The organism is Acidiphilium rubrum, assembly GCF_900156265.1.
Lineage (GTDB): Bacteria > Pseudomonadota > Alphaproteobacteria > Acetobacterales > Acetobacteraceae > Acidiphilium > Acidiphilium rubrum.
This window is the reverse complement of sequence record NZ_FTNE01000037.1, coordinates 1-19,994: the sequence shown is the minus strand read 5'-3', so window position 1 is coordinate 19,994 and position 19,994 is coordinate 1. Positions and strand designations below refer to the sequence as shown.

Here is a 19,994-nt window from a genome sequence, read left to right as displayed (position 1 = left end):
CCGCTGCCCAGATCGCTCTCACAACCCTCGTCAATGCCTATCGCGACACCGCACCAAAGCTCGCCGATTGGCTCGAACGAAATATCCCCGAAGGCCTCAGCGTCTTCACGCTGCCAGAACCCCACCAGCGCCGGCTTCGCACCTCCAACCCCATGGAACGCGGCATCCAGCAGGAACTCAAACGCCGCACCACCAAAATCAGGGTCTTCCCCAACGAAGCCTCCCTCGAACGCCTCGTCAGCGCCGTCCTCGTCGAAATCGATGAAAAATGGGCCGCCGACACCAAGGGCTACATCAAGTGGGACTATCAGGATGCCTAACCCACGCTCGCCCTATTTTCCAGACATCAGGTTGCTCAATCAAACAATTATGCGCCATCGCCCAAACCACACACTGCACCCACATCAGCCTCGCCCTGCCCCAAACCCCAACACTCGACCTCACCACAATCACCCTGAACCGCACCGCCACAATCACCCAGGATTATACGATCGGCTAACGGCGCGTTGGGGGTGGGGTGGGACTGAGGGAAGTAAGATCAGGGGGCTTTGCCCCCCGAACCCCCCACTAAGGGCTTAGCCCTTAGAACCCGCTAGTTTTAGGCAAGGGGAGGGCGCTGCCTCGGACTTTCCGCTGATCTGGCCTGGGTCGCCCTCCCCTTGCCTAAAACTAATGGATTTTAAAGGCTCTGCCTTTAACGGGGGTCCAGGGGGCAGAGCCCCTTGGCCTTACTTCCCTCAGCCACACCCACCCCCACGCGCCGTTAGCCGATCACCCAATCATGGGAAGCGTTTCTTGGTGTAGCGCCAGGCGATCAGGTAGAGTCCGAGGTAGGCGAACGGGATGAACACGATCAGACCTTCGAGGCCGCCGATCATCGCACGGGCTCCTTGTGTGCGGCGAGGCTGTTGGCCTCCTGGGTTTCGAACAGCACGGCGCTGCTGACGGCGATGAGCACGATCATGGTGGTGCCGACCAGCCAGGCAAAGTACCAGGGGCCGTAGTCACCGGCGACCACCGCGAGCAGCAGGGCGGTCAGCAGAACGATGGCGAGTGCGCCGAATTTGACGAGATCTTTCATGGTGTCTGGGTCTTTCAATAGGAGTGGTCATCGGCGACGACGGTGGCCGGGTTGACCTTGCCTTTCATCACCCGGAACGCCCAGCCCGTGTAGCTGACGATGATGGGCACGAACACGACGGCGAATCCCAGCATCCAGCCAAGGTTATAGGCGCTGCCTGAGGCGTTCCACACGGTCAGGCTTTGTGCCGGCGTTGTCGATGATGGCATCAGGAACGGAAACATGGCACCGCCCACGGTCGCGATCGTGCCGATCCAGGCCAGTGCGCCGAGCCACCAGCCGAGCACCGGCTTGCGTGCCAGCAGGGCGAGCGAGCCGCCGAGCATGCCGCACGCGCCAAGCGCCGGCAGCAGCCACAGCAGCGGGTGCGCGTGGAAATTATCGAGCCATGCGCCGGCCCGCATCGCGACCGCCGGCCCGCCGAGCGGCGTTGCCGGCATGCCGGGGTCAACGCTCTGGGTGAACACGAACCCTTTGATGAACTCGATCCACACGCCGCCGATCACGAACAGCACCAGCGCCAGCAATCCGCCCGCGACCGCAAAGCGCCTGGCGCGTGCTGCAAGATCGCCCATGCCGCGGATCATCAGCATCGCGCCACCCTGATAGACGGCGAGTGCGAGCGACATCACGCCGCACAGCAGCGCGAACGGATTGAGCAGATACCAGATGAAGCTTTCATCCTGATAATACTGGCCATCCCAGCTGAAATGAAACCCGACGCCTTGCAGCACATTGCCGAACGCCGCCCCGAAAATGATCATCGGCAGCGCGCCCGAGACCAGAAACGCCCAGTCCCAACTCGCCCGCCAATGCCGCGCGTCCACCTTCGAGCGATACTCGAACGCGACGGGACGCAAAATCATGGCAAACAGCAGCAGGATCATCACGACGTAGAAGGTCGAGAACGAGGTGGCATACAGCGTCGGAAACGCCGCGAAAATCGCCCCGCCGCCCAAGATGAACCAGACCTGATTACCATCCCAGTGCGGCCCGATGATGGCGAGCGAAGTGCGCCGCTCCGCGTCGGTCTTGCCGACAAACCGGAGCAGCGTCCCCACCCCCATGTCCATTCCCACCATGATGGCAAGGCCGGACAGCAGCACGCCAAGCAGCAACGCCCAGATGATTTTCAAAGCGATATAGAGTTCCATTGCCAGCGTTCCTTATTGCCACGGCTTGTTGGCGTAACCGGGTTGGCCGAACACCGGCCGCGCCGGCACCGGCAGCGGCTTGGGCTGCACGGCGTGCTCACCCGGCCCGAGGCGGGCGTATTTGAACATCAGGTAAAGCTCGGCGGCGATGAACAGGCTGTAGAGCAGCACGAACCCGACCAGCGAAAAAATCATGTACCCGATGCCGTGTGACGAGGCCGATTGAAACGTCGGCAGCCAGCCATATACGGTCCATGGCTGGCGGCCGTTCTCCGCGGTCACCCAGCCGAACTCGCAGGCCAGGATCGGTAGCGGGATCGCGAGCATCGCCGCCTTCATCACCAGCGGATGTTTTTCCAGCTCGTTCTTCAGGCTGTAATAAGCACCGAACGCGAACACCACGATAAACGCGACACCAAGCCCGACCATGATGCGAAACGACCAGAATTCGACAAACACGTTGGGAATGCTCGCCCGCGCGGTCTTCGCCAGCACCGCCGGCAGCAGCGCCGGCGTGATCGCCGACAAATTCTGGTCCGGCGCATAGCGCTGCGCCAGAAACCCGTAGCCCATGTCGTTCTCATGCTTGCGAAACGCCGCCAGCGCCGCCGGATCGTGCGAAGCCCCGAACGATTTGAGCGCGATGATCGCCTTGATGCCACTCACCGTCTTGGCCTTGGCCGCGCGTTCGAGCGCATAAATCCCAGGGATCGTGGTATTCCACTCATGCGCCACCAGCGGCGTCAGCACATAGGGAATCCCGATCGAAAACGCATCGCGCTGCTTTGCATCATCGGGCAGGGCGAACAGTTTCCACGGCGCTGCCGGCCCCTTCGCACTGTGCCACAACCCCTCCATCGCGGCGAGCTTGGTCGGCTGCAGCAGGTCATCCATCCGCCCCAGCGCATCACCGAGCGTCACCACCGCGAGCGTCGAAATCAGCCCGAACAATGCGGCGATCCGAAAGCTGCGCGCGGCGAATTCCCGATGCTGCTTGCGCAACAAATAATACGCGCTGATCCCCATCACGAACATCGCCCCGCTCACGTAACCGGCGATCGAGGTATGCACGAATTTCGCCTGCGCATCCGGGCTGAACACCAGCGCGCTGAAGCTCTTGAACTGCATCCGCATCGTCGTGGGGTCGAACCGCGCGCCGGCCGGGTCCTGCATGAACCCGTTGGCGATCAATATCCACAGCGCCGACAAATTCGAGGCGAGAGCAACAATATAGGTCACCGCCAGATGCGCCGGCTTGCTCAACCGGTCCCAGCCGAAAAACATCAGCCCGACGAAGGTCGATTCCATGAAAAACGCCATCAGCCCTTCGATCGCCAGCGGCGTGCCGAACACATCGCCCACGAAATGCGAATACATCGACCAGTTGGTGCCGAATTCGAATTCCATGGTCAGCCCGGTCGCCACGCCGATCGCAAAATTGATGCCGAACAGCTTGCCCCAGAACAGCGTCATGTCCTTGTAGATCTGCTTGCCGGTAATCACGTAGACCGTCTCCATCGCGGCGAGAATGAAGCTCAGCCCCAATGTCAACGGTACGAACTGGAAATGATAAAGCGCCGTCAGCGCAAATTGCAGACGCGACAGATTGACTACGGTCGGATCGATCATCGGCAGAAATCCCCGGCAGACGCAGCGGCATGGTGAAATCCATGCCGGGCGTTCCACGAACGCTGCACTGCTCCTAACAGGGCCGCGGCAACACCGCCTTGATCCAGATCAAGCCAGCCGATCGCTCAGAGCCGCGCAAGCCTGTCATGCAACGCGGCCAGCCGCGTCACCGCACCGCCCGCCCGCTTCAGCGCGCCGAACCGCCCATCCTCGGCCACCCGTCCCGCCGCCAGCACCACCACCCGATCATCCTCGGCAATGCCGGCGAGCCGATGGGTAATCGTGATCACCATCCGCCCGATGCCGATCGCCGCAATCGCCGCGCGCACCGCCGCCTCGGTCAGCGGATCGAGCCCCTCGGTCGGCTCATCGAGAATTAGAATCGGCGTATCACGCAGCGCCGCGCGCGCCAGCGTCAGCCGCCGCGCCTCACCACCGGAAATCCGCACCCCGGCCTCGCCCACCAGCGTCTCCAGCCCATCCGGCTGGGCGCGCACGAAATCGGCCAGCTGCGCAATCTCCAGCGCGTGCCACAGCGCCGCATCATCCGCGGCCGGATCAGCGATCAGCAGATTATCCCGCACCGATCCCGCAAACATCTGGGTCTGCTGCGAGACCAGCGTGAACAGCGAGCGCACATCATCGCCGCGAATATCCCGCAGCGCGACCCCGCCCAGCGTCACGCTGCCCGCCTGATACGCGGCAAACCGCAGCAGCACATTCACCAGCGACGTCTTGCCCGCTCCGCTGCGCCCCAGCACCGTCACCCGCTCGCCCGGCGCGATCGCCAGATCAAGCCCATCGAGCGCCCAACCCGCCTGGCCCGGATAGCGCAGCCGAACCCCCGCCAGCACCAACCCCAGCGTCGCCGGCCGCGCCGGGCTGCACGCCGGATCACGCACCGGCACCGGCCGATCCATGATCTCGAACACGCGCCGCGCCGAATCCCGCATCCCGCCCAGCGCTTGAAACGCCCCCGCCAGCGGCGCCACCGCCTCGAACGCCGCCAGCGCGCCCAGCACCAGCAGCGCCAGATCCGGCCCCGCCAACCGCCCCGCCACCACCAACCGCCCGCCGATCACCAGCATCGCCGCCATCGTCACATTCGCGATCAACAAATTCCCGCCGGTCCCGATGCCCGCAATCGTCGCGAGCCGCCCCTGCCGCGCCGCCAGCGCCGCGCTGGCGCCCTCCACCCGCGCCTGCATGGCCGGCGCCGCATTATAGGTCAGCAATTCCGCCATGCCCTGCACGCTATCGACCAGATCGGCCCGCATCGCGCTCTGCAACCCCACCGCCTCGCCGCTCGGCCGCCGCCCCAGCCGAAGACTGATCACCGGCAGCGCCACCCCCGCCGCCACCAGCCCGGCCAGCAGCACCACCCCGCCCAGCGGCACGAACGCGGCAAACACCAGCGCCATCAGCACCGACCCGATCGCCGCGATACTGAACGGTGCGACCACGCGCAGAAAAAAATCGCCCAACCGGTCGACATCCGCGACCAACCGCCCGAGCAGATCGCCGCCCCGATCCGCCGCGAGACCCAGCGGCGCCAGCGGTTCCAGCCGCGCGTACAAATCCGTGCGCAACCCGGCCAGCAACCGGAACGTCGCCTCATGATCGACCAACCGCCCGGCATAGCGCGCCACCACCCGCACCGTCGCGAAAAACCGCACCCCCGCAGCCGGCGTGAAAAAATTGAAACTGTTCTGCGCCGCAATCCCCGCGAGCCCGACCACCCCGGCACTGGCTAAAAACCAGCCGGACAGCGCAAGCAACCCGAAATTCGCCAGCACCGTCACCAGCCCGAGCGCAATGCCCCCGGCAATCCACCGCCGATACGGCGCATACAGCCGCAGCAACCGGATCAGATCGCGCATGACGCCGCCGCATCGACCGAACCGGACCCGATCAGCGCCGCATACACCCCACCAAGCGCCAGCAACGCCGCATGGGTGCCCGATTCCACGATCCGCCCCGCATCGAGCACCAAAATCCGGTCCGCGTGCCGCACCGTCGCCAGCCGATGCGCAATGACGATCGCGGTCCGCCCGCGCACCAAATCGCCGATCGCCGCGGTCAGCTCCGCCTCGGTTTCCAGGTCCAGATGCGCCGTCGCCTCATCGAGAATCAGCACCGGCGCATCCTTTAAAAACGCCCGCGCCAGCGCCAGCCGCTGCACCTGCCCGCCCGACAATCCCGCCCCGCCATCGCCGATCATCGCATCGAGCCCGCCCGGCAGCGCCATCACCACATCGCGCAACCCCGCCCGCGCCAAGGCCGCCAGCATCGCCGGCGCCGCGGCATCCGGCCGCGCCAGGCGCAGATTATCCGCAATACTCCCCGCGAACAGCCGCGGCGCCTGCGGCACATAGGCCAGGCACCGCCACCACGCCGCGCGGTCGAGCGTATCGAGCGGCGCGCCGTTCACCACCACGCCCCCCGAAGCCGGTGCCACAAACCCCAGCATCGCCGCCGCCAGGCTCGATTTCCCCGCACCCGACCGCCCGACGATCGCGGTCAACGACCCCGCTGGAAATACGCAATCGATGCCGCGCAGCACCGGCGCCCCCAGGCCATAGTCCACCACCAGCCCCGCGCACCCGATCGAGATCGCCCCTGCCGGCACCGCCGCATCGCCCCAGCGCACCATCGGCACAGTATCGAGCACGTCGAACAGCCGCCGCGCCGCCGCCAGCGCGTTCATCCGCGCATGGTAATGCGTCGCCAGCCCGCGCAACGGCAGAAAAAACTCCGGCACCAGCAGCAGCACGAAAAACGCCGGAAAAAACGCGATATCGCCATGGATCAACCGCGCCCCGAACAGCACCGCCACCAGCGCGATCGAGAGTGACGCAAAAAACTCCAGCGCCGCCGAGGTCAGAAACGCAACCCGCAACCCCGCCATCGTCACCCGCCGATAGTCATCGGAAATCCGCCCGATCAGCGCAATCTCATCGCGCGCCCGCCCGAACAGCTTGAGCGTGGTGATCCCCTGCACCGCATCCAGAAAATGGGCACTCATCACCAGCAACTGCCGCCATTGGCGCTGGTTGATCGCCTCCGCCCGATAGCCGATGAACACCATGAACAGCGGAATGATCGGCCCGCTCACCACCAGGATCAGCGCGCTGATCCAATCGAACCGCAGCACCACGGCCAGCACGGCCAGCGGCACCATCGCGACCAGCGCCATCTGCGGCAGATACCGCGCCAGATACGGCTCCAGCGCCTCGATCCCCTCCAGCGCCGTCGCCGCCAGATCCGCACTGCGCTCCCCCGCGGCATAGTGCGGCCCGAGCGCGAACAAATGATCGAGCAGTAGCCGCCGCAACGACAATTTCACCGAAGCCGCCGCCCGATGCGCCGCCACCTCCGCCCCGAAACTCAACCCCGCCCGCACGACAAACAGCACGCCCAACGCCACCAGATCATCCCGCACCGCCCCCAGCGCGACATGCCGGAACACCAGCGCCGAAACAATCCGCGCCAGCACGAACGCCTGCACGATCACCGCAATCCCGGCGGCAAACCCCAGCGCAATTGCCGCCGTCAGCCCCCGGCGCGCACCCCGCCCGGCCGCGACCAGCCTGCGGTCGATATCACGCGCCATCCCGCCCCCTGACCGGCGCTAGCGCTGGCGCAGCCGCAAAATAATCGGCCCACCCAACAAAATCCCGACCCCCGGCCTCGCTCCAACGCGCATCACTGAACATCCCACTGGTGTGCCGCACCATAGGACAAGCCGCTCCGCGCCACCTTGATCCAGATCAAGTCACGCGGCACCCGCGCGCCGTCTCAACCTTCCGCCTGGCCGATCGCCGTCAGCCGCGCCGGATTCAGAATCGAAATCACATGATCCGCGCCGACCGCCACCACCCCCTGCTTGCGCAGCGTCGCGAGCGCGCGCGAAATCGTCTCCACCGTCAGGCCCAGATATTCCGCCAGATCATTGCGCGTCATCGGCAGATCGAGCCGCGTCGCGCCACCCTGGCACGATGCCACGCGCAGCCCCCAGCCATCGAGAAAACTCGCCACCCGCTCCACCGCGGTCTTGCGCCCGAGCAGCAGCATCTGCTCCTGCGCGATGATCAACTCGTGCGAAGCGACATCGAGCAACCGCCGCTCGATCGCGGGAAACCGGGCGAACACCGCGCGCAATTCAGCCCGATCGAAACTGCACAATTGCACCGGTTCCAGCGCCTCGGCGCCGAACATATAGGTCGCATTGGCCGCCAGCCCGATGAAATCACCCGCACCGACAAACCCGGTAATCTGGCGCCTGCCATCCGGCAGATCCTTGAACAGCTTGGCCGTGCCATGATTGATGTTGAAAAACTGCCGCGCCGGATCGCCCTCGGTGACGAAACCGCGGCCCTTCTCGATGCTCACCTGCTGCGCCACGCTCGCCAGAAAATGCAGATCATCGTCGTGCAGCGCATCGCACAACCCGATATGCCTGGCGTCGCACTGCGCACACAACTCCGGCACCCCGCCCGCCACGACATTCACCGGCGCACGCCTCAGACTTCCGATCGTGTTCTGCATCTTGCGAGACTCCCACAAATCCGATCGCACCTGACTTTACGCCTCGCCGTCGTTGGTCGCAATCAGGTGAGCTCAATTTGAGGGAAGGGCAGAATCTTCTTTTTTGTGAACAAAAAAGAAGCAAAAAAAAACTTCCTTGATTTGGACCCGTGACGGTGAAAACGCCCGTGCCCCAGAGTCGGAAAGTTTTTTGCTTCTTTTTTACAAAAAAGAAGTCCTTCCTAAAACTGCATCCCAAACGAAGCCGCATTCCGATACAGCATATAAATCGCCACAACGAACACCAGCCCGGCAAACACCCGGTTCAGCGCCGCACGGCGCGGCGCCAGCGTCATCGCAACCCGCGTCCCGATCAACCCGCCAGCCACCCCGCCGGCAATGAATTCCGCCGCCACCACCCATGAGACCAGCCCGGATGCGGCGTAATTGACCGCCGTGGTGAGCCCGAACGTCCCGACCGACAGCAGCGACGAACCGATCGCAAAAATCATCGGCATCCCGGTCGAAAACAGCAGCCCCGGCACGATCAGAAACCCGCCGCCGATCCCGAAAAACCCCGACAGCGCACCCACGATCAGCGCCGCAACGCACACCTGCAAACTCGTGCGCAGATCGAGCGACCCCTCATCCACCGCTTCAGCACCGCTGCCGCCCGCCGGTGCCCGCCGCCGCAACATCAGAATCCCCACCGCAATCATCAGAATCGCGAACAGAAACAAAAGTTTCTTGCCATCGAACTGCTTGCCCAGCGTCGATCCCGCCAGCGCACCCACAATCCCGAGGATCGCAAAAATGATCGCGCTGCGCCACCGCACGTTCCGCTTGCGCGCATGGCCGGCAAAATTCACAAACGCATTGACCGAAACCGCCAGGGCACCGGTCCCGATCGCCCGATGCGGCGCCAGCCCCACCACATACAGCATCAGCGGTGTCGCCAGAATCGAGCCACCGCCGCCGATCAATCCAAGCGTAAACCCCACCGCGCCGCCCGACAAAATCGCCAGGATCAATTGTTCCATCATATCCCCCCGATCGCGATCGCCTCTGCTCCGCCCGATCCGCCGGCATCCAATGACCTAACTTACGTAATTAAGCTAGACATTGAAGTGATAATTTGCAAATAAATAGATCGAAGCCGCGCCCCCGGTTTCCAAACGGAAAAACAGCCCCCGGTTTCCAAACGGAAAAACAGAAGGACAACGCCATGCCCGCCACCCCATCGAACCCCGATGGCCCAACCGACCCGACCGCGGCCCCGACCACGGCCCCCACCACGGCCCTGACCGCCGATCGCAGTTTCGATATCCTGATCATCGGCGGCGGCGCCGCCGGCATCACCACCGCCGCCCTGCTCCGCGGCAAGACGAAATGCACCATCGCCATCGTCGATCCCGCCACCACCCATTCCTACCAACCGGGCTGGACCCTGGTCGGCGCCGGTATCTTCACCCTCGAACAAACCACCCGCGCCGAGGCAACCCTGATCCCCAACGGCGTCGAATGGATCAAACAAGCCGCCGCCACGTTCGAGCCCGATCACAACACCGTCGTGCTGGCCGATGGCACCCGCCTCGCCTATCGCTACCTCATCGCCTGCCCCGGCCTGCAACTCGACTGGGGCAAGATCGAAGGATTGACCGAAACCCTCGGCCGCAACGGCGTGTGCAGCAACTACCGCGGCGATCTGGCCGCCTACACCTGGCAATACATCCGCAATTTCGAAGGCGGCCGCATGATCTTCACGCAACCGCCCATGCCGATCAAATGCCCCGGCGCGCCCCAGAAAATCGCCTATCTCGCGGCCGATCACCTCCGCCGCACCAACAAACGCGCCGGCGCCGAAATCGAATTCTGCACCGCACTCGATGCGCTGTTCGGCGTCGGCTATTTTATCCCCGCCCTCAAGGCCGCCATGCAGGATCACGCCATCGCGGTGAACTACAAAACCACCCTGAAAGCGATCGACGGTCCCGCCAAAAAAGCCATCTTCGCGGTCACCGCACCCGATGGCACAATCACGGAAGCAATCCGCGCCTTCGACATGATCCACGTCACCCCGCCCCAAAGCGCGCCCGACGTTCTGAAAACCAGCCCGATCGCCAACGCCGCCGGCTTTGTCGAGGTCCATCAGGCGACCATGCAACACGTCAAATTCAGCAATATCTTCGCCCTCGGCGATGCCGCCAGCACCCCCAACAGCAAAACCGCCGCCGCCGTCCGCATGCAGGCGCCGGTGCTGGTCCGCAACCTGATCGCCGCCATGAACGCCCAACCCCTCACCGCCGCCTACGACGGCTACGGCTCCTGCCCGCTCACCACCGCCTACGGCAAAATCGTGCTCGCCGAATTCACCTACGGCGGCAAAGTAACCCCCAGCTTCCCGCTCGACCCGCGCAAACCACGCTACTCTGGCTGGCTGCTCAAATCGAAATTCCTGCCGTTCCTGTATTGGAACATGATGCTGAAAGGCAACGAGTTCGATATCGGCCATAAGGAACGCAGCTTTGCGGACGCGGCTTGATTGCTGACTTTCAAAAGAGAAGGCAAGCAAGGACTTCTTTTTTGGAAAAAAGAAGCAAAAAACTTTCTGACTCTGGGGCACGGGCGTTTTCACCGGCACGGGCCCAAATCAACAAAGTTTTTTTTGCTTCTTTTTGGTTCACAGAAAAGAAGACTCTTCCTAACCAATCTCGAAAACCGATCAGTTCAATCGCCCAAACCACCGTATTCCTCACAATCCAGCGTTCTATGATCCCGCACATCGTTTCAGGTGGAGTCCACACCATGGCCCGACGACCGCGCCGCATCCTCGCAACGATCATCCTCGCCGGCCCCTGCATCGCAGCGGCGGCACCACCACCGCAGGTCGCAAGCTGCGCCGCCTGCCATGGTGCCAACGGCCTCGGCAACGCCGCCGCCGGCTTCCCCGCCCTGGCTGGCCTGCCCGCGCCCTATATCGAGCAACAGCTCTACAGCTTCAAACACGGCACCCGCGTCAATGCCATCATGACCGGCATCGCCACCAGCCTGACCAGCGCGCAACGCACAGCGATCGGCCAATACTACGCCGCCCTGAAAGTGCCGGCCGCACCCGAACCCAACCCCCTGCCCACCGGCCCCGGTGCCACCCTCGCCCTCAACGGCGCATGGAACCACCAGCTCACCGGCCTGCCATCCTGTGCATCCTGCCACGGCCCCTACGGCATCGGCGTCGGCGCCCAATTCCCCCGCCTCGCCGGCCAGCCGAAACAATACCTCGCCGCACAACTCACCGACTGGCAGAAACACAGCCGCAAGAACGATCCGCTGCATCTGATGCGCAATGTCGCCGGCAAACTCAGCAACACGCAAATCGAAGCGGTCGCCGCCTACTACGCGGCCCTCGCCGCCAACCCGACCGCCCTGCCCGAACCCGGCGCCGCCAAGGGAGCAAAATGATGCGCCAAACCATCGCAGCCCCCCTGCTCGCCCTGACTCTTCTCGCCTTGGCCCCGCACGCGCACGCCGCCCCGCCGCCCGGCCCGCTCGCCTTCACCCCACCGCCGGAAAGCGCCATGCCCGGCGGCAAATTCGGCGATGCCGTCAAACTGGGCGAAAACATCTTCCGCCACACCACGATCTTCGAAAAAGGCGTCATCGGCAACGCGCTGAATTGCAGCAACTGCCACCTCGATGCCGGCCGCCTCGCCGGTTCCGCGCCGATGTGGGCCGCCTATAACGCCTACCCCGCCTACCGCTCGAAAAACGGCAAGGTCAACAGCTTCGGCATGCGGCTGCAAGGCTGCTTCGCCTATAGCGAAAACGGCAAAGTGCCCGCGCTCGGCAGCCCGACCATCGTCGCGCTCGAAGCCTATGCCTACTGGCTGACGAGCGGCGCCCCCACCGGTACGCCGCTTGCCGGACGCGGCTATCCCAAACTCGCCCCACCGCCCAAACCGGCGACCTACGCCGCCGGTGCGGCGGTCTACGCATCAAACTGCGCGCTCTGCCACGGTGCGGCCGGCCAGGGCCAGTACGCACGCGGCCAGACCGTGTTTCCCGCACTCTGGGGCGACAAATCCTTCAATTGGGGCGCCGGCATGGGCAGCATCAAAAACGCCGCCGCCTTCGTCCACGCCAACATGCCCTATGGCGCGGTCGGTACGCTCAGCGTCCAGCAGGCCTGGGATGTCGCAACCTATATCGACAGCCAGAACCGCCCGCAGGACCCGCGCTTCACCAATTCGGTCGCGGTCACCCGCAGCAAATACCATAACAACAAATACTCAATGTACGGCAAAACAGTGAACGGCCACATCCTGGGTGACCAAGCACGGGGCGCCGCGCCATAACCCCAACGCCATCACCAGAAGGACAAGCCATGACCGACCATCCCACCCACGGTTCGCAGCGACATGATCCCGACGATCGGCGGCAGCACCATCATGATAATCAACGAAGCAATCAGCCAGCGTAACCAGGATTCCCCGCAACGCCCACCAGCTTCACCTGATTGGGTCTGGTGAGCCGCACGGACTTCTTGCGTTTCAGATTGGCGGCCACCACCTCCCACACCGGCTTGCCGGTCTGCGGCAACGAAACCGAAGCCCAACTCACAATCTTATAGGTCTTGCCCGCCTCGACCGTCTCGCCGTTGTCGAGCACCATCTCGCTGATCCGATGCCCGATCAACTTGGCCGGCGCGCAGGCATAATTCATCCCACCAACGCGGATCATGTCGCCGCCCTGCTGATAATACGGGTTCGGATTGAACAGATTATCGCAGACATCCTCCATCATCGCCTTGATATCCGCCCCCGTCATCATCGCCACATACGCCATCGGATACGTGATGGCGGTCTCGCCGAGCAAATCGCCCATTGTCAACGCGGTGCCGCTCAGGAACGAATTCCCCCAGCGAAATCCGGGCGAAAACGCAATCTGCGCATCCATCTCCTCGCGCAGCGCATCCATGATCACCTGATCAACCGAGCCATAGAAATTATTGCGCCTATATAACAATACCTCGGTCGTCGCGAGTGTCTCGCCCAGCATCGCCTGGTGCGGCGCATCCGCCGCCTCGATCGCTTCCCGCACCGCGCCATCCGGCTTGATCCGATCGGTATAGATCGGCAACAACCGATAATGCAGATCCTTGAGCCTGCCCTTGCCAAGTTCCAGATCGAGCACGGCAATGAACTTACCGGCCGTCCCGGCATTGGTCACAATCGTGGTGCCGCCGGCATTCTTCACCAGCACCGGCGCCGGCACCGCATCATGGGTATGACCACCCAGAATAATATCCAGCCCCGTCACCTCCGAGGCCAGTTTCAAATCCACCGCCATGCCATTGTGCGACAGCAGCAGCACCGCATCGACCTTATGCGTCTGGCGCAATTCGTCGATCATCTTCTGCAAATTGTCAGCATGAATCCCGAACCGCCAATCCGGCACGAACCGGCGCGGATGCGCAATCGGCACATACGGAAACGCCTGCCCGATCACGCCAACCCGATACGCACCCAATTCCTTGATCACATAGGGCGGAAACACCTGGCCGGTGCTCTGATCATACGCCGCGGCCCCCATCATCCCCGCCTCGGCCGATAAAAACACGTTCTGCGCAATGAACGTGCCGTGCAGCGCCTTGATGATCTTGCCAAGCCCGTCCTGGCCGTAGGTGAATTCCCAGTGCCCGGTCATCGCATCGATGCCGAGCAGATTGCCCAGCGCAACCATGCTCAGCCCGCCGGTCAGATTGGCAACACCCGTGCCCTGGCATAAATCCCCGCCATCCAGCAGCATAGACTTGCCCGCACCCGCCCCGGCGCGCAGCGTGTCGATCACCGTCTTCATCTCGGCAAATCCGCCGAGCCTGCCAAACCGATGCGCGAGTTGTTCGAACTCCAGAAACGTGAACGCATGCGCGTCCCTGGTGCCCGACTGCATATGGTACATTTTCAGGAAATTCTTGCCCACCAGATGCGGCGGCTGGCCGATCGCCCCACCAACCCCGATGTTCTGGTTCGGCTCACGAAACTGCACCGGCCGCGCATTCGCATGGGTATCGGTCTGGTGAATGATCCGCACATCGCCCCGCATCGGCACATCGTACTCATCCGCCGCCGAAAACGAGATCCGCGGCAGCAGCGCCGTGCTCGCCGCCGCCATCATCACGGCCCGTCGCGTCGTCCGCATCATGAAATCCCCACCGGTCCGCCCGTCACAGTCACACCACGCCAGCCGATCAATGCACGGCCTCGTTCACCCATAATGCCCGCTGCGCTTTCGCCTGTTCAACCGAAAGCGAAGCCAGCGCCTTCGCATGCACTGCCGCCGTCTCCGCTGCGGCAAAATCGCCCTGTTTCAGCGCCAGCCTCGCATCTTTCATCGCCGCCACCGTGGCGATCCACTGATCCTGCATCGAGGCTGCCAGCTTCATCTCCGCCTGCGCCGCAGCAATCGCCGACGCCGCACTGGCCTTGCTCGCAACCGCCGCACTGGCCGCCACCGGAACCAGCAATCCAACCAGCACGAGTCCGCAACGAAAACCCTTCATGGCCGCGCCCCCGGTCCTGCAATCGGCAAACCATTGTTCATATAGGTCATGAAATACGCGAGATCCCGATACGCCGTACTATCCGCCGCCTCAGGCTCCGCCTTGACTTTCTTGTTACACCCGATGAACCGGCGCACCAGCGTCCCCACATCGCCCCACGACGACCGATACAGCGGAAACGACGCCGTCAGCCCCAGCGCCGGCGCCAGCACGTCACCGCGCAAATGCATCCCCGCCGCCTGCACGTGGCAACTCGCACAGGAAAAATTCAACTGCCCGCGCCGCGAATAGAAATATTCCTTGCCCGCCTGATACGCTGCCAGCGCCCGCGGATCATGCGGAACGACCACATCGATCGGCTTACCATCCGAGGTCGATGTCATATACGCCTCGATATCCGCAAGCTTGCCGGTCGTCAGGCTCAGCTTCGCCGCCCCATTGGCAACCCGGCACCGGTTGATCGCAACCCCGAGCGGCACCACGCGGCCGGTCTTCGCATCGAACATCGGATAAGTCTGCGCAATCCCGATGCCGCCGTTCGGAAAACACGAAGCATAGGTCTTGCCGTTCGCGAATTTCGTATCGAACAGTGTCTTGCCGTCCGCCACCGCAAACGCGTAGGGCGGAAACTCGATAATCTGCTTCCACTGATCGCGCTCGGATTTGCTGAAATTATACGGCCCATTGACATAGGCAGCCAGCGGCACCTTGGGAAACCGCTTCAGAAAATACCCTTGAAAACCCTGCAAATCCGCCGCCGGGTCAGGCTGGCTCGCCGCCTGCGCCAAAGGCGCCGCCCACAGCGACGCCAGTACAATCAACGCCAATTTCATTCGTTCCACCCTCCCCGACAGAATACGCCCAGCCCGCTACATGATGTTCGATGACGTCGCCGCGGTTTCACCCTTGTTGTCCACCCAGGAAATGCCGATCGGATCGCCCGACTTGCCGCCCTTGAACGAGAACTTGATGAACGGATTCTTCGAAACCGCCGGCCCCCAATATCCGGTCAGCACGATCTTACCCTTATGGGTAAACTCGATCACCTCGATATAATGCGCCGGAATGATTTTCCCCGCCTTGTCCTTGACGAAACCGCTATCCATCGGATGCTTGATCAACGCCTCGACGGTAGTGCTCCCGCCCGATGACATCGCATGAACCAGAATTTGATGTGCCATGAAACCTCTCCTTAACCGCAGCCGCCAAGCGTGACTTTAACCTGCTTGGACGCGCTCATGAGCTTGCCGCCCGACTGGACTACCGAAACAACCTTGGTCGTCTTGCCAAGCTTGATCCGGCTGGCAATCGCGGGGCTCGTGCCCTCCGGAATCTTGTAGGCGCACGCCATCACGAACGGATTGTCCAGCGCCAGAATCGCCGCCGCCGTCACCTTCGGCGCATTCGCATCGAACGAAACCGGCACCACCGCACCGTTCTCCGCAATATCCGGCGCATCCATCTTCACATCGGCCGATGCGGTCACGCTCGATGTGCCGAACATCGCCTGCAACGTCGCATCCTGCGAATGCTGGATGAACGCCTTGGCCGGATACGACGACGCACGCGGCGCCGCCGCCGCCGCAAACGACAAAGCCGGCCGCATCAGCCCCGCCGCCGTTCCCGCCGCCACCGCAGCCAATACCGTTCGCCGGCTCGGCGCGCTCAGTATCAATCCTTCGATCTCGGTCATATGTCCTCGCTTACTTTGTGTACATGAAGTCGATCACTTCATTGATCTGCTTTGGTGTCAGTATCTGGTTCTTGCCGAACGCCGGCATGATGGTCTGTGGGTTCCGCGCCTCTTCATCATAGATGATCGCGTAAAACAGCTTGCGGTCAGGCACCATCGCCCTCACATCCTTCAGCACCGGCCCGATATTGCCGGCCTCATCCGCGCCCTGAAACATGTGGCAGGCATCGCAATTCCCCAGCGTCGTCGTCTCAGCAATCTTTTGCCCGGCCGCAATCTCAGCCGGTGTCGCCGCCAGCGCGGCACAGGGCATCAAACAAACCACAAATATCGCTGCAATCGCCTTCATGATCTCTCCCTTCATTGCCCAGCCTTCATATGATCCACCGGCCCGGTCATCCGCGGGGTCAGGTTCATCGTCACCGCATTCGACGTAATCTTGACCGAAGATGGACTGACGCAATTCTTCATGCAAGCAATGTTATGCGTCACCGGCCGCGGATCTTTCCAGTTGAACGCATTGCGGTTCGGCATCTTGACCAACGGCACCGATTTCGCATCGGCAACCCAATCGCTCCTGGTCACACCGTTCATGTTCAAAATATAGGCGGTCAACGCATAGACCTCATCCGGCTTCAGCGTATGCGGCGCATAGAACGGCATCGCCCGGTTGATGTAATCCCAAACCGTCGTCGCATAGGGCCAGTAACTGCCCACCGTCTTCTGCGGACTCGACCCGCCCAACGAGCCCACCCCACCGACCAGCGCCGGATAATTATGCGCCCCTTCGCCAAACCCGCCATGGCACATCGCACAATGGCTGGCATAAATCGTCGCCCCCGCCGCCGCCGTGCCCGATCCCGCCGGCAAACCGGCCCCGCTCGGCGGCACCGCAATCGTCCAGCCCGCAATCTGGGCAGCGCTCGGCACCGCACCAATGCCATAATAACCAGGCTTGGTCGCCGGCTTGTCGTGCGCGAGCGTGCCGTCGCCGTCACCCTCAGCCCGCCAGATCTGCAAATTCTTTTTCGATACGATTCCGGCATAATTCTTCGCCGCATTGCCGTCATGCGGCGAACCCGGCGGCGGCGTCTGCGCCGCACCGGCCTGCGCGCCCAGCATCGCAAATCCCACCAGAGCCGCAAAACCCCTACGAGAGCTGAACATTGTTCACCGCCCCGCTGGCCAGAACCTGCCAGGTTTGAATCGAATTGTTCTCATAAACCGGATCAGCGCCCCAGAATTTGTGCTTCTGCACAATCGTCGGCTGCACATACCCCGTCTCATCCGTCACGCGTGACTGGATCAGCGCTACCTTGCCATCCCACCACCACGGCAGCGTGAACCGCGTCATGCATTTGTCGAGAATTGGGTTATCAAGCCTCGCGCGCTGAAAATTCACCCCGCCATCCAGCGAAATATCCACGTATTTCACCTTGCCGCGGCCGCTCCACGCGAGCCCCCTGATCTCGTAAAATCCCGGCCCCTGCGTCAACGGTTTCTCCGGGCACGGAAACGTAATCACCGATTTCGCGTCCATCACCCAGGTGAACCCAAGCGATGTCCCATCGCCCAGCAACTCGCTGTACTCGCTGGTCTCCTCACGGGTAATCCACGGCTCCCGCCCGACCTGAATTTGGCGCAGCCACTTCACGTTCACATTGCCCTGCCAGCCCGGCACCACCAGCCGCGCCGGATAGCCCTGCTCCGGCCGCACCGCCTCGCCGTTCTGCCCCCACGCAATCATGCAATCATCAAGGCATTTCATCATCGGCAAGCTGCGGTTCATATGCGCGCCATCCGAACCCGTCGCGGTCACCCACCGGCTGTCCGGATACAACCCGGCCTCGTCAAGCAACGTCGACAGCAACACGCCGGTCCACTCCGCACAGCCGATCATCCCATGCGTCAACTGCAACGAATTCAACTGCGCCGCCGGCCACTCGGTCGCCCCGTTCGCCGGACACTCGATGAAATGGATCCGCGACACCGAAGGATACCGCATCAACTGATCCAGCGTCAGCAACAGCGGCTTCTTGACCCGCCCGCTGATCATCAACCGGAACGCCTTCGGATCAACCTGCGGCACCCCCGCATGATACCGCTCGAAAAACACCCCGTTCGACGTGATGATCCCCGGCTGATCCTGCAACGGCGTCATGCTCGCATCGGCATCCCGCGTCGGCGACAGCCACGGCACATACCGCCGCACCACATTCTTCTCGAACGGCGAGGGCGAGCCATACGGCTTGCTATCAACCCCATGACCCAATGAATTCGACCAGGCATTATCGGCCGGCGGCGCGCCAGGCGGCGACGCCGCACGCGCCCCACGGCCCGAAGCCGCAATCAGCGCCGCCCCAGCAGCAGCACCCAACCTGAACATGTCGCGGCGGTTTGGCTTGGTCATATTCCCTCGATACGCTCGTTTTCTATTATTTCCCGCGTCCCCGTTTCTAGATGGGCGCGATGATTACTGACTTAACTTCATAATAAAATAAGAATATGTCAAGTATCATTTTAGCAGCCATCCCACACCCCGGCACGCCCCGAAATCCCGCGCGGGCGACCCTGGGGCCTTTGCTTGTGGCCCTTGGGTCAGGAAGGCCAGGGGCTCTGCCCCTGGACCCCGTTAAAGGCGGGGCCTTTAAAATCTATTAGTAACTGCCCAGGTCTTTTGACCGGGATCAGGCCAATTTGAGTTGGGCGATTAGGACGTTTGGATGCGCATTGATTGCGTTCAGCACGTCCCATTGCTGTTTTTTGGCGGTCGAGAAGAACGAGCGGATAACGGCGAAGTCCTCGGCGCCGGTTACAGCGCGGAAGCCGCCGGAGATTTTTTGGCGCAGCTTCATCATCCGGCCATCGCGCTCGGCAAGATTGTTGGTGAACGGCACGGCCGGGTTGGACAGGAAGCGCAGCACGTCCGGCTTGCGTGTGCTCAGACGCAGCAGGAGGTTGTGACCGACCCTGCGCGGTACACGACCACGACGGCGGGCTTGGACGTCGGCTTGGGTCAAGGGGGATTGGTCTGTGTGGAACAGCAGACCATCGGTCACAATCGCGTCGTAACATCGTTCGATCAACGCGATCAGCCGCGGCGGCAAGGGTTTGCCCTGCATGCGGGACAGGTTTGCCGCATGGCAGGCCCGGCGCAGCAGAGTTTGCATGCGGCGCGCCCAGTCCTCGTGTTCGATCTCGATCAGCGCCTGCAATTCGCGCAGATGATGGGCATTGCATAGCGCGTGCAGCACGCCGGCCAGCGTGTAGTAGGGCTTCCAGTGATCATGCACGACGATCCCGGTGAGGTTTTCCGGCAGGCTGCCGCGTTTGGCGGAAATGCGATAAAAT

General features: G+C 62.7%; 21 protein-coding genes. 4 read left to right on the top strand and 17 right to left on the bottom strand.

Translation table 11 applies throughout. The annotated features are described in order from the left end of the window. Positions 1-320, top strand: a 320-nt coding sequence (locus tag BW994_RS17155; protein ID WP_175612135.1) for a transposase, incomplete at its 5' end; no start/stop codon positions are given. A 554-nt stretch (positions 321-874) separates the two neighbouring features. On the opposite strand, the gene BW994_RS17150 is transcribed toward BW994_RS17155, so the two are convergent. From BW994_RS17150 to BW994_RS17120, 7 genes are all read right to left on the bottom strand, one after another. Further along, complete coding sequence (locus BW994_RS17150) at positions 875-1,081, bottom strand: hypothetical protein (RefSeq protein ID WP_029312669.1); 207 nt, start codon at positions 1,079-1,081, stop codon at positions 875-877. 14 nt (positions 1,082-1,095) lie between these two features. Further along, a complete protein-coding gene (gene cydB / locus BW994_RS17145) occupies positions 1,096-2,235 on the bottom strand; it encodes a cytochrome d ubiquinol oxidase subunit II (protein ID WP_029312670.1) in 1,140 nt (379 codons plus the stop codon). Between the two features lie 12 nt (positions 2,236-2,247). Continuing rightward, on the bottom strand, positions 2,248-3,870 hold the full coding sequence (locus BW994_RS17140; RefSeq protein WP_175612136.1) for a cytochrome ubiquinol oxidase subunit I: 1,623 nt from the start codon (positions 3,868-3,870) through the stop codon (positions 2,248-2,250). 119 nt (positions 3,871-3,989) lie between these two features. Then, complete coding sequence (gene cydC / locus BW994_RS17135) at positions 3,990-5,744, bottom strand: thiol reductant ABC exporter subunit CydC (protein WP_029312672.1); 1,755 nt, start codon at positions 5,742-5,744, stop codon at positions 3,990-3,992. After that, on the bottom strand, positions 5,732-7,477 hold the full coding sequence (gene cydD, locus BW994_RS17130) for a thiol reductant ABC exporter subunit CydD (RefSeq protein ID WP_029312673.1): 1,746 nt from the start codon (positions 7,475-7,477) through the stop codon (positions 5,732-5,734). Before cydD ends, cydC begins: the two co-directional genes overlap by 13 nt. A gap of 185 nt (positions 7,478-7,662) precedes the next feature. Next, positions 7,663-8,412: a Crp/Fnr family transcriptional regulator gene (locus BW994_RS17125; RefSeq protein WP_035229462.1), complete on the bottom strand. Its 750-nt coding sequence runs from the start codon at positions 8,410-8,412 to the stop codon at positions 7,663-7,665. 221 nt (positions 8,413-8,633) lie between these two features. After that, on the bottom strand, positions 8,634-9,431 hold the full coding sequence (locus tag BW994_RS17120) for a sulfite exporter TauE/SafE family protein (RefSeq protein ID WP_035229481.1): 798 nt from the start codon (positions 9,429-9,431) through the stop codon (positions 8,634-8,636). Between the two features lie 185 nt (positions 9,432-9,616). Between BW994_RS17120 and BW994_RS17115 the strand changes: the two genes are divergently transcribed. Beyond that, positions 9,617-10,933, top strand: a complete 1,317-nt coding sequence (locus BW994_RS17115; RefSeq protein WP_139334188.1) for an NAD(P)/FAD-dependent oxidoreductase — start codon at positions 9,617-9,619, stop codon at positions 10,931-10,933. A gap of 10 nt (positions 10,934-10,943) precedes the next feature. Here the strand turns inward: BW994_RS17115 and BW994_RS19395 are convergent, their stop codons facing one another. Then, positions 10,944-11,147, bottom strand: a complete 204-nt coding sequence (locus tag BW994_RS19395; RefSeq protein ID WP_162176807.1) for a hypothetical protein — start codon at positions 11,145-11,147, stop codon at positions 10,944-10,946. A 49-nt stretch (positions 11,148-11,196) separates the two neighbouring features. On the opposite strand from BW994_RS19395, the gene BW994_RS17110 reads away from it, so the two are divergent. Together BW994_RS17110 and BW994_RS17105 are read left to right on the top strand one after the other, a co-directional pair. Further along, positions 11,197-11,850, top strand: coding sequence for a c-type cytochrome (locus BW994_RS17110; RefSeq protein ID WP_035229466.1), 654 nt, complete (start codon positions 11,197-11,199; stop codon positions 11,848-11,850). Continuing rightward, positions 11,850-12,743 (top strand): c-type cytochrome, encoded by an 894-nt coding sequence (locus tag BW994_RS17105; RefSeq protein WP_245801598.1) that lies wholly within the window; start codon positions 11,850-11,852, stop codon positions 12,741-12,743. Before BW994_RS17110 ends, BW994_RS17105 begins: the two co-directional genes overlap by 1 nt. Positions 12,744-12,855: 112 nt before the next feature. Here the strand turns inward: BW994_RS17105 and soxB are convergent, their stop codons facing one another. The 9 genes from soxB to BW994_RS17060 form a co-directional block, all read right to left on the bottom strand. Further along, positions 12,856-14,592 (bottom strand): thiosulfohydrolase SoxB, encoded by a 1,737-nt coding sequence (soxB, locus tag BW994_RS17100; protein ID WP_245594166.1) that lies wholly within the window; start codon positions 14,590-14,592, stop codon positions 12,856-12,858. Between the two features lie 46 nt (positions 14,593-14,638). Beyond that, complete coding sequence (locus BW994_RS17095) at positions 14,639-14,950, bottom strand: hypothetical protein (protein WP_029312680.1); 312 nt, start codon at positions 14,948-14,950, stop codon at positions 14,639-14,641. Next, positions 14,947-15,783, bottom strand: a complete 837-nt coding sequence (gene soxA, locus BW994_RS17090; RefSeq protein WP_029312681.1) for a sulfur oxidation c-type cytochrome SoxA — start codon at positions 15,781-15,783, stop codon at positions 14,947-14,949. Before soxA ends, BW994_RS17095 begins: the two co-directional genes overlap by 4 nt. Positions 15,784-15,819: 36 nt before the next feature. Further along, positions 15,820-16,131 carry a thiosulfate oxidation carrier complex protein SoxZ gene (soxZ, locus tag BW994_RS17085; RefSeq protein ID WP_029312682.1) on the bottom strand — a complete coding sequence of 104 codons (312 nt, stop codon included), beginning with the start codon at positions 16,129-16,131 and terminating at the stop codon, positions 15,820-15,822. A gap of 11 nt (positions 16,132-16,142) precedes the next feature. Further along, complete coding sequence (soxY, locus tag BW994_RS17080; RefSeq protein ID WP_029312683.1) at positions 16,143-16,643, bottom strand: thiosulfate oxidation carrier protein SoxY; 501 nt, start codon at positions 16,641-16,643, stop codon at positions 16,143-16,145. A 10-nt stretch (positions 16,644-16,653) separates the two neighbouring features. Continuing rightward, complete coding sequence (gene soxX / locus BW994_RS17075; RefSeq protein WP_029312684.1) at positions 16,654-16,992, bottom strand: sulfur oxidation c-type cytochrome SoxX; 339 nt, start codon at positions 16,990-16,992, stop codon at positions 16,654-16,656. An 11-nt stretch (positions 16,993-17,003) separates the two neighbouring features. Further along, on the bottom strand, positions 17,004-17,765 hold the full coding sequence (locus BW994_RS17070; protein WP_081849144.1) for a c-type cytochrome: 762 nt from the start codon (positions 17,763-17,765) through the stop codon (positions 17,004-17,006). A 28-nt stretch (positions 17,766-17,793) separates the two neighbouring features. Then, complete coding sequence (gene soxC / locus BW994_RS17065; RefSeq protein WP_029312686.1) at positions 17,794-19,053, bottom strand: sulfite dehydrogenase; 1,260 nt, start codon at positions 19,051-19,053, stop codon at positions 17,794-17,796. Positions 19,054-19,330: 277 nt separating this feature from the next. Continuing rightward, the coding region (locus BW994_RS17060) for an IS66 family transposase (RefSeq protein ID WP_139334186.1) at positions 19,331-19,994 on the bottom strand (664 nt) is incomplete at its 5' end.

Bases quoted from the DNA above. Each gene is read 5' to 3' on its own strand.
- BW994_RS17150 (WP_029312669.1), bottom strand. From the start codon at position 1,081: ATGAAAGATCTCGTCAAATTCGGCGCACTCGCCATCGTTCTGCTGACC.
- cydB (WP_029312670.1), bottom strand. From the start codon at position 2,235: ATGGAACTCTATATCGCTTTGAAAATCATCTGGGCGTTGCTGCTTGGC.
- cydC (WP_029312672.1), bottom strand. From the start codon at position 5,744: ATGCGCGATCTGATCCGGTTGCTGCGGCTGTATGCGCCGTATCGGCGG.
- cydD (WP_029312673.1), bottom strand. From the start codon at position 7,477: ATGGCGCGTGATATCGACCGCAGGCTGGTCGCGGCCGGGCGGGGTGCG.
- BW994_RS17125 (WP_035229462.1), bottom strand. From the start codon at position 8,412: ATGCAGAACACGATCGGAAGTCTGAGGCGTGCGCCGGTGAATGTCGTG.
- BW994_RS17120 (WP_035229481.1), bottom strand. From the start codon at position 9,431: ATGGAACAATTGATCCTGGCGATTTTGTCGGGCGGCGCGGTGGGGTTT.
- BW994_RS17115 (WP_139334188.1), top strand. From the start codon at position 9,617: ATGCCCGCCACCCCATCGAACCCCGATGGCCCAACCGACCCGACCGCG.
- BW994_RS17110 (WP_035229466.1), top strand. From the start codon at position 11,197: ATGGCCCGACGACCGCGCCGCATCCTCGCAACGATCATCCTCGCCGGC.
- BW994_RS17105 (WP_245801598.1), top strand. From the start codon at position 11,850: ATGCGCCAAACCATCGCAGCCCCCCTGCTCGCCCTGACTCTTCTCGCC.
- soxB (WP_245594166.1), bottom strand. From the start codon at position 14,592: ATGATGCGGACGACGCGACGGGCCGTGATGATGGCGGCGGCGAGCACG.
- BW994_RS17095 (WP_029312680.1), bottom strand. From the start codon at position 14,950: ATGAAGGGTTTTCGTTGCGGACTCGTGCTGGTTGGATTGCTGGTTCCG.
- soxA (WP_029312681.1), bottom strand. From the start codon at position 15,783: ATGAAATTGGCGTTGATTGTACTGGCGTCGCTGTGGGCGGCGCCTTTG.
- soxZ (WP_029312682.1), bottom strand. From the start codon at position 16,131: ATGGCACATCAAATTCTGGTTCATGCGATGTCATCGGGCGGGAGCACT.
- soxY (WP_029312683.1), bottom strand. From the start codon at position 16,643: ATGACCGAGATCGAAGGATTGATACTGAGCGCGCCGAGCCGGCGAACG.
- soxX (WP_029312684.1), bottom strand. From the start codon at position 16,992: ATGAAGGCGATTGCAGCGATATTTGTGGTTTGTTTGATGCCCTGTGCC.
- BW994_RS17070 (WP_081849144.1), bottom strand. From the start codon at position 17,765: ATGCTGGGCGCGCAGGCCGGTGCGGCGCAGACGCCGCCGCCGGGTTCG.
- soxC (WP_029312686.1), bottom strand. From the start codon at position 19,053: ATGACCAAGCCAAACCGCCGCGACATGTTCAGGTTGGGTGCTGCTGCT.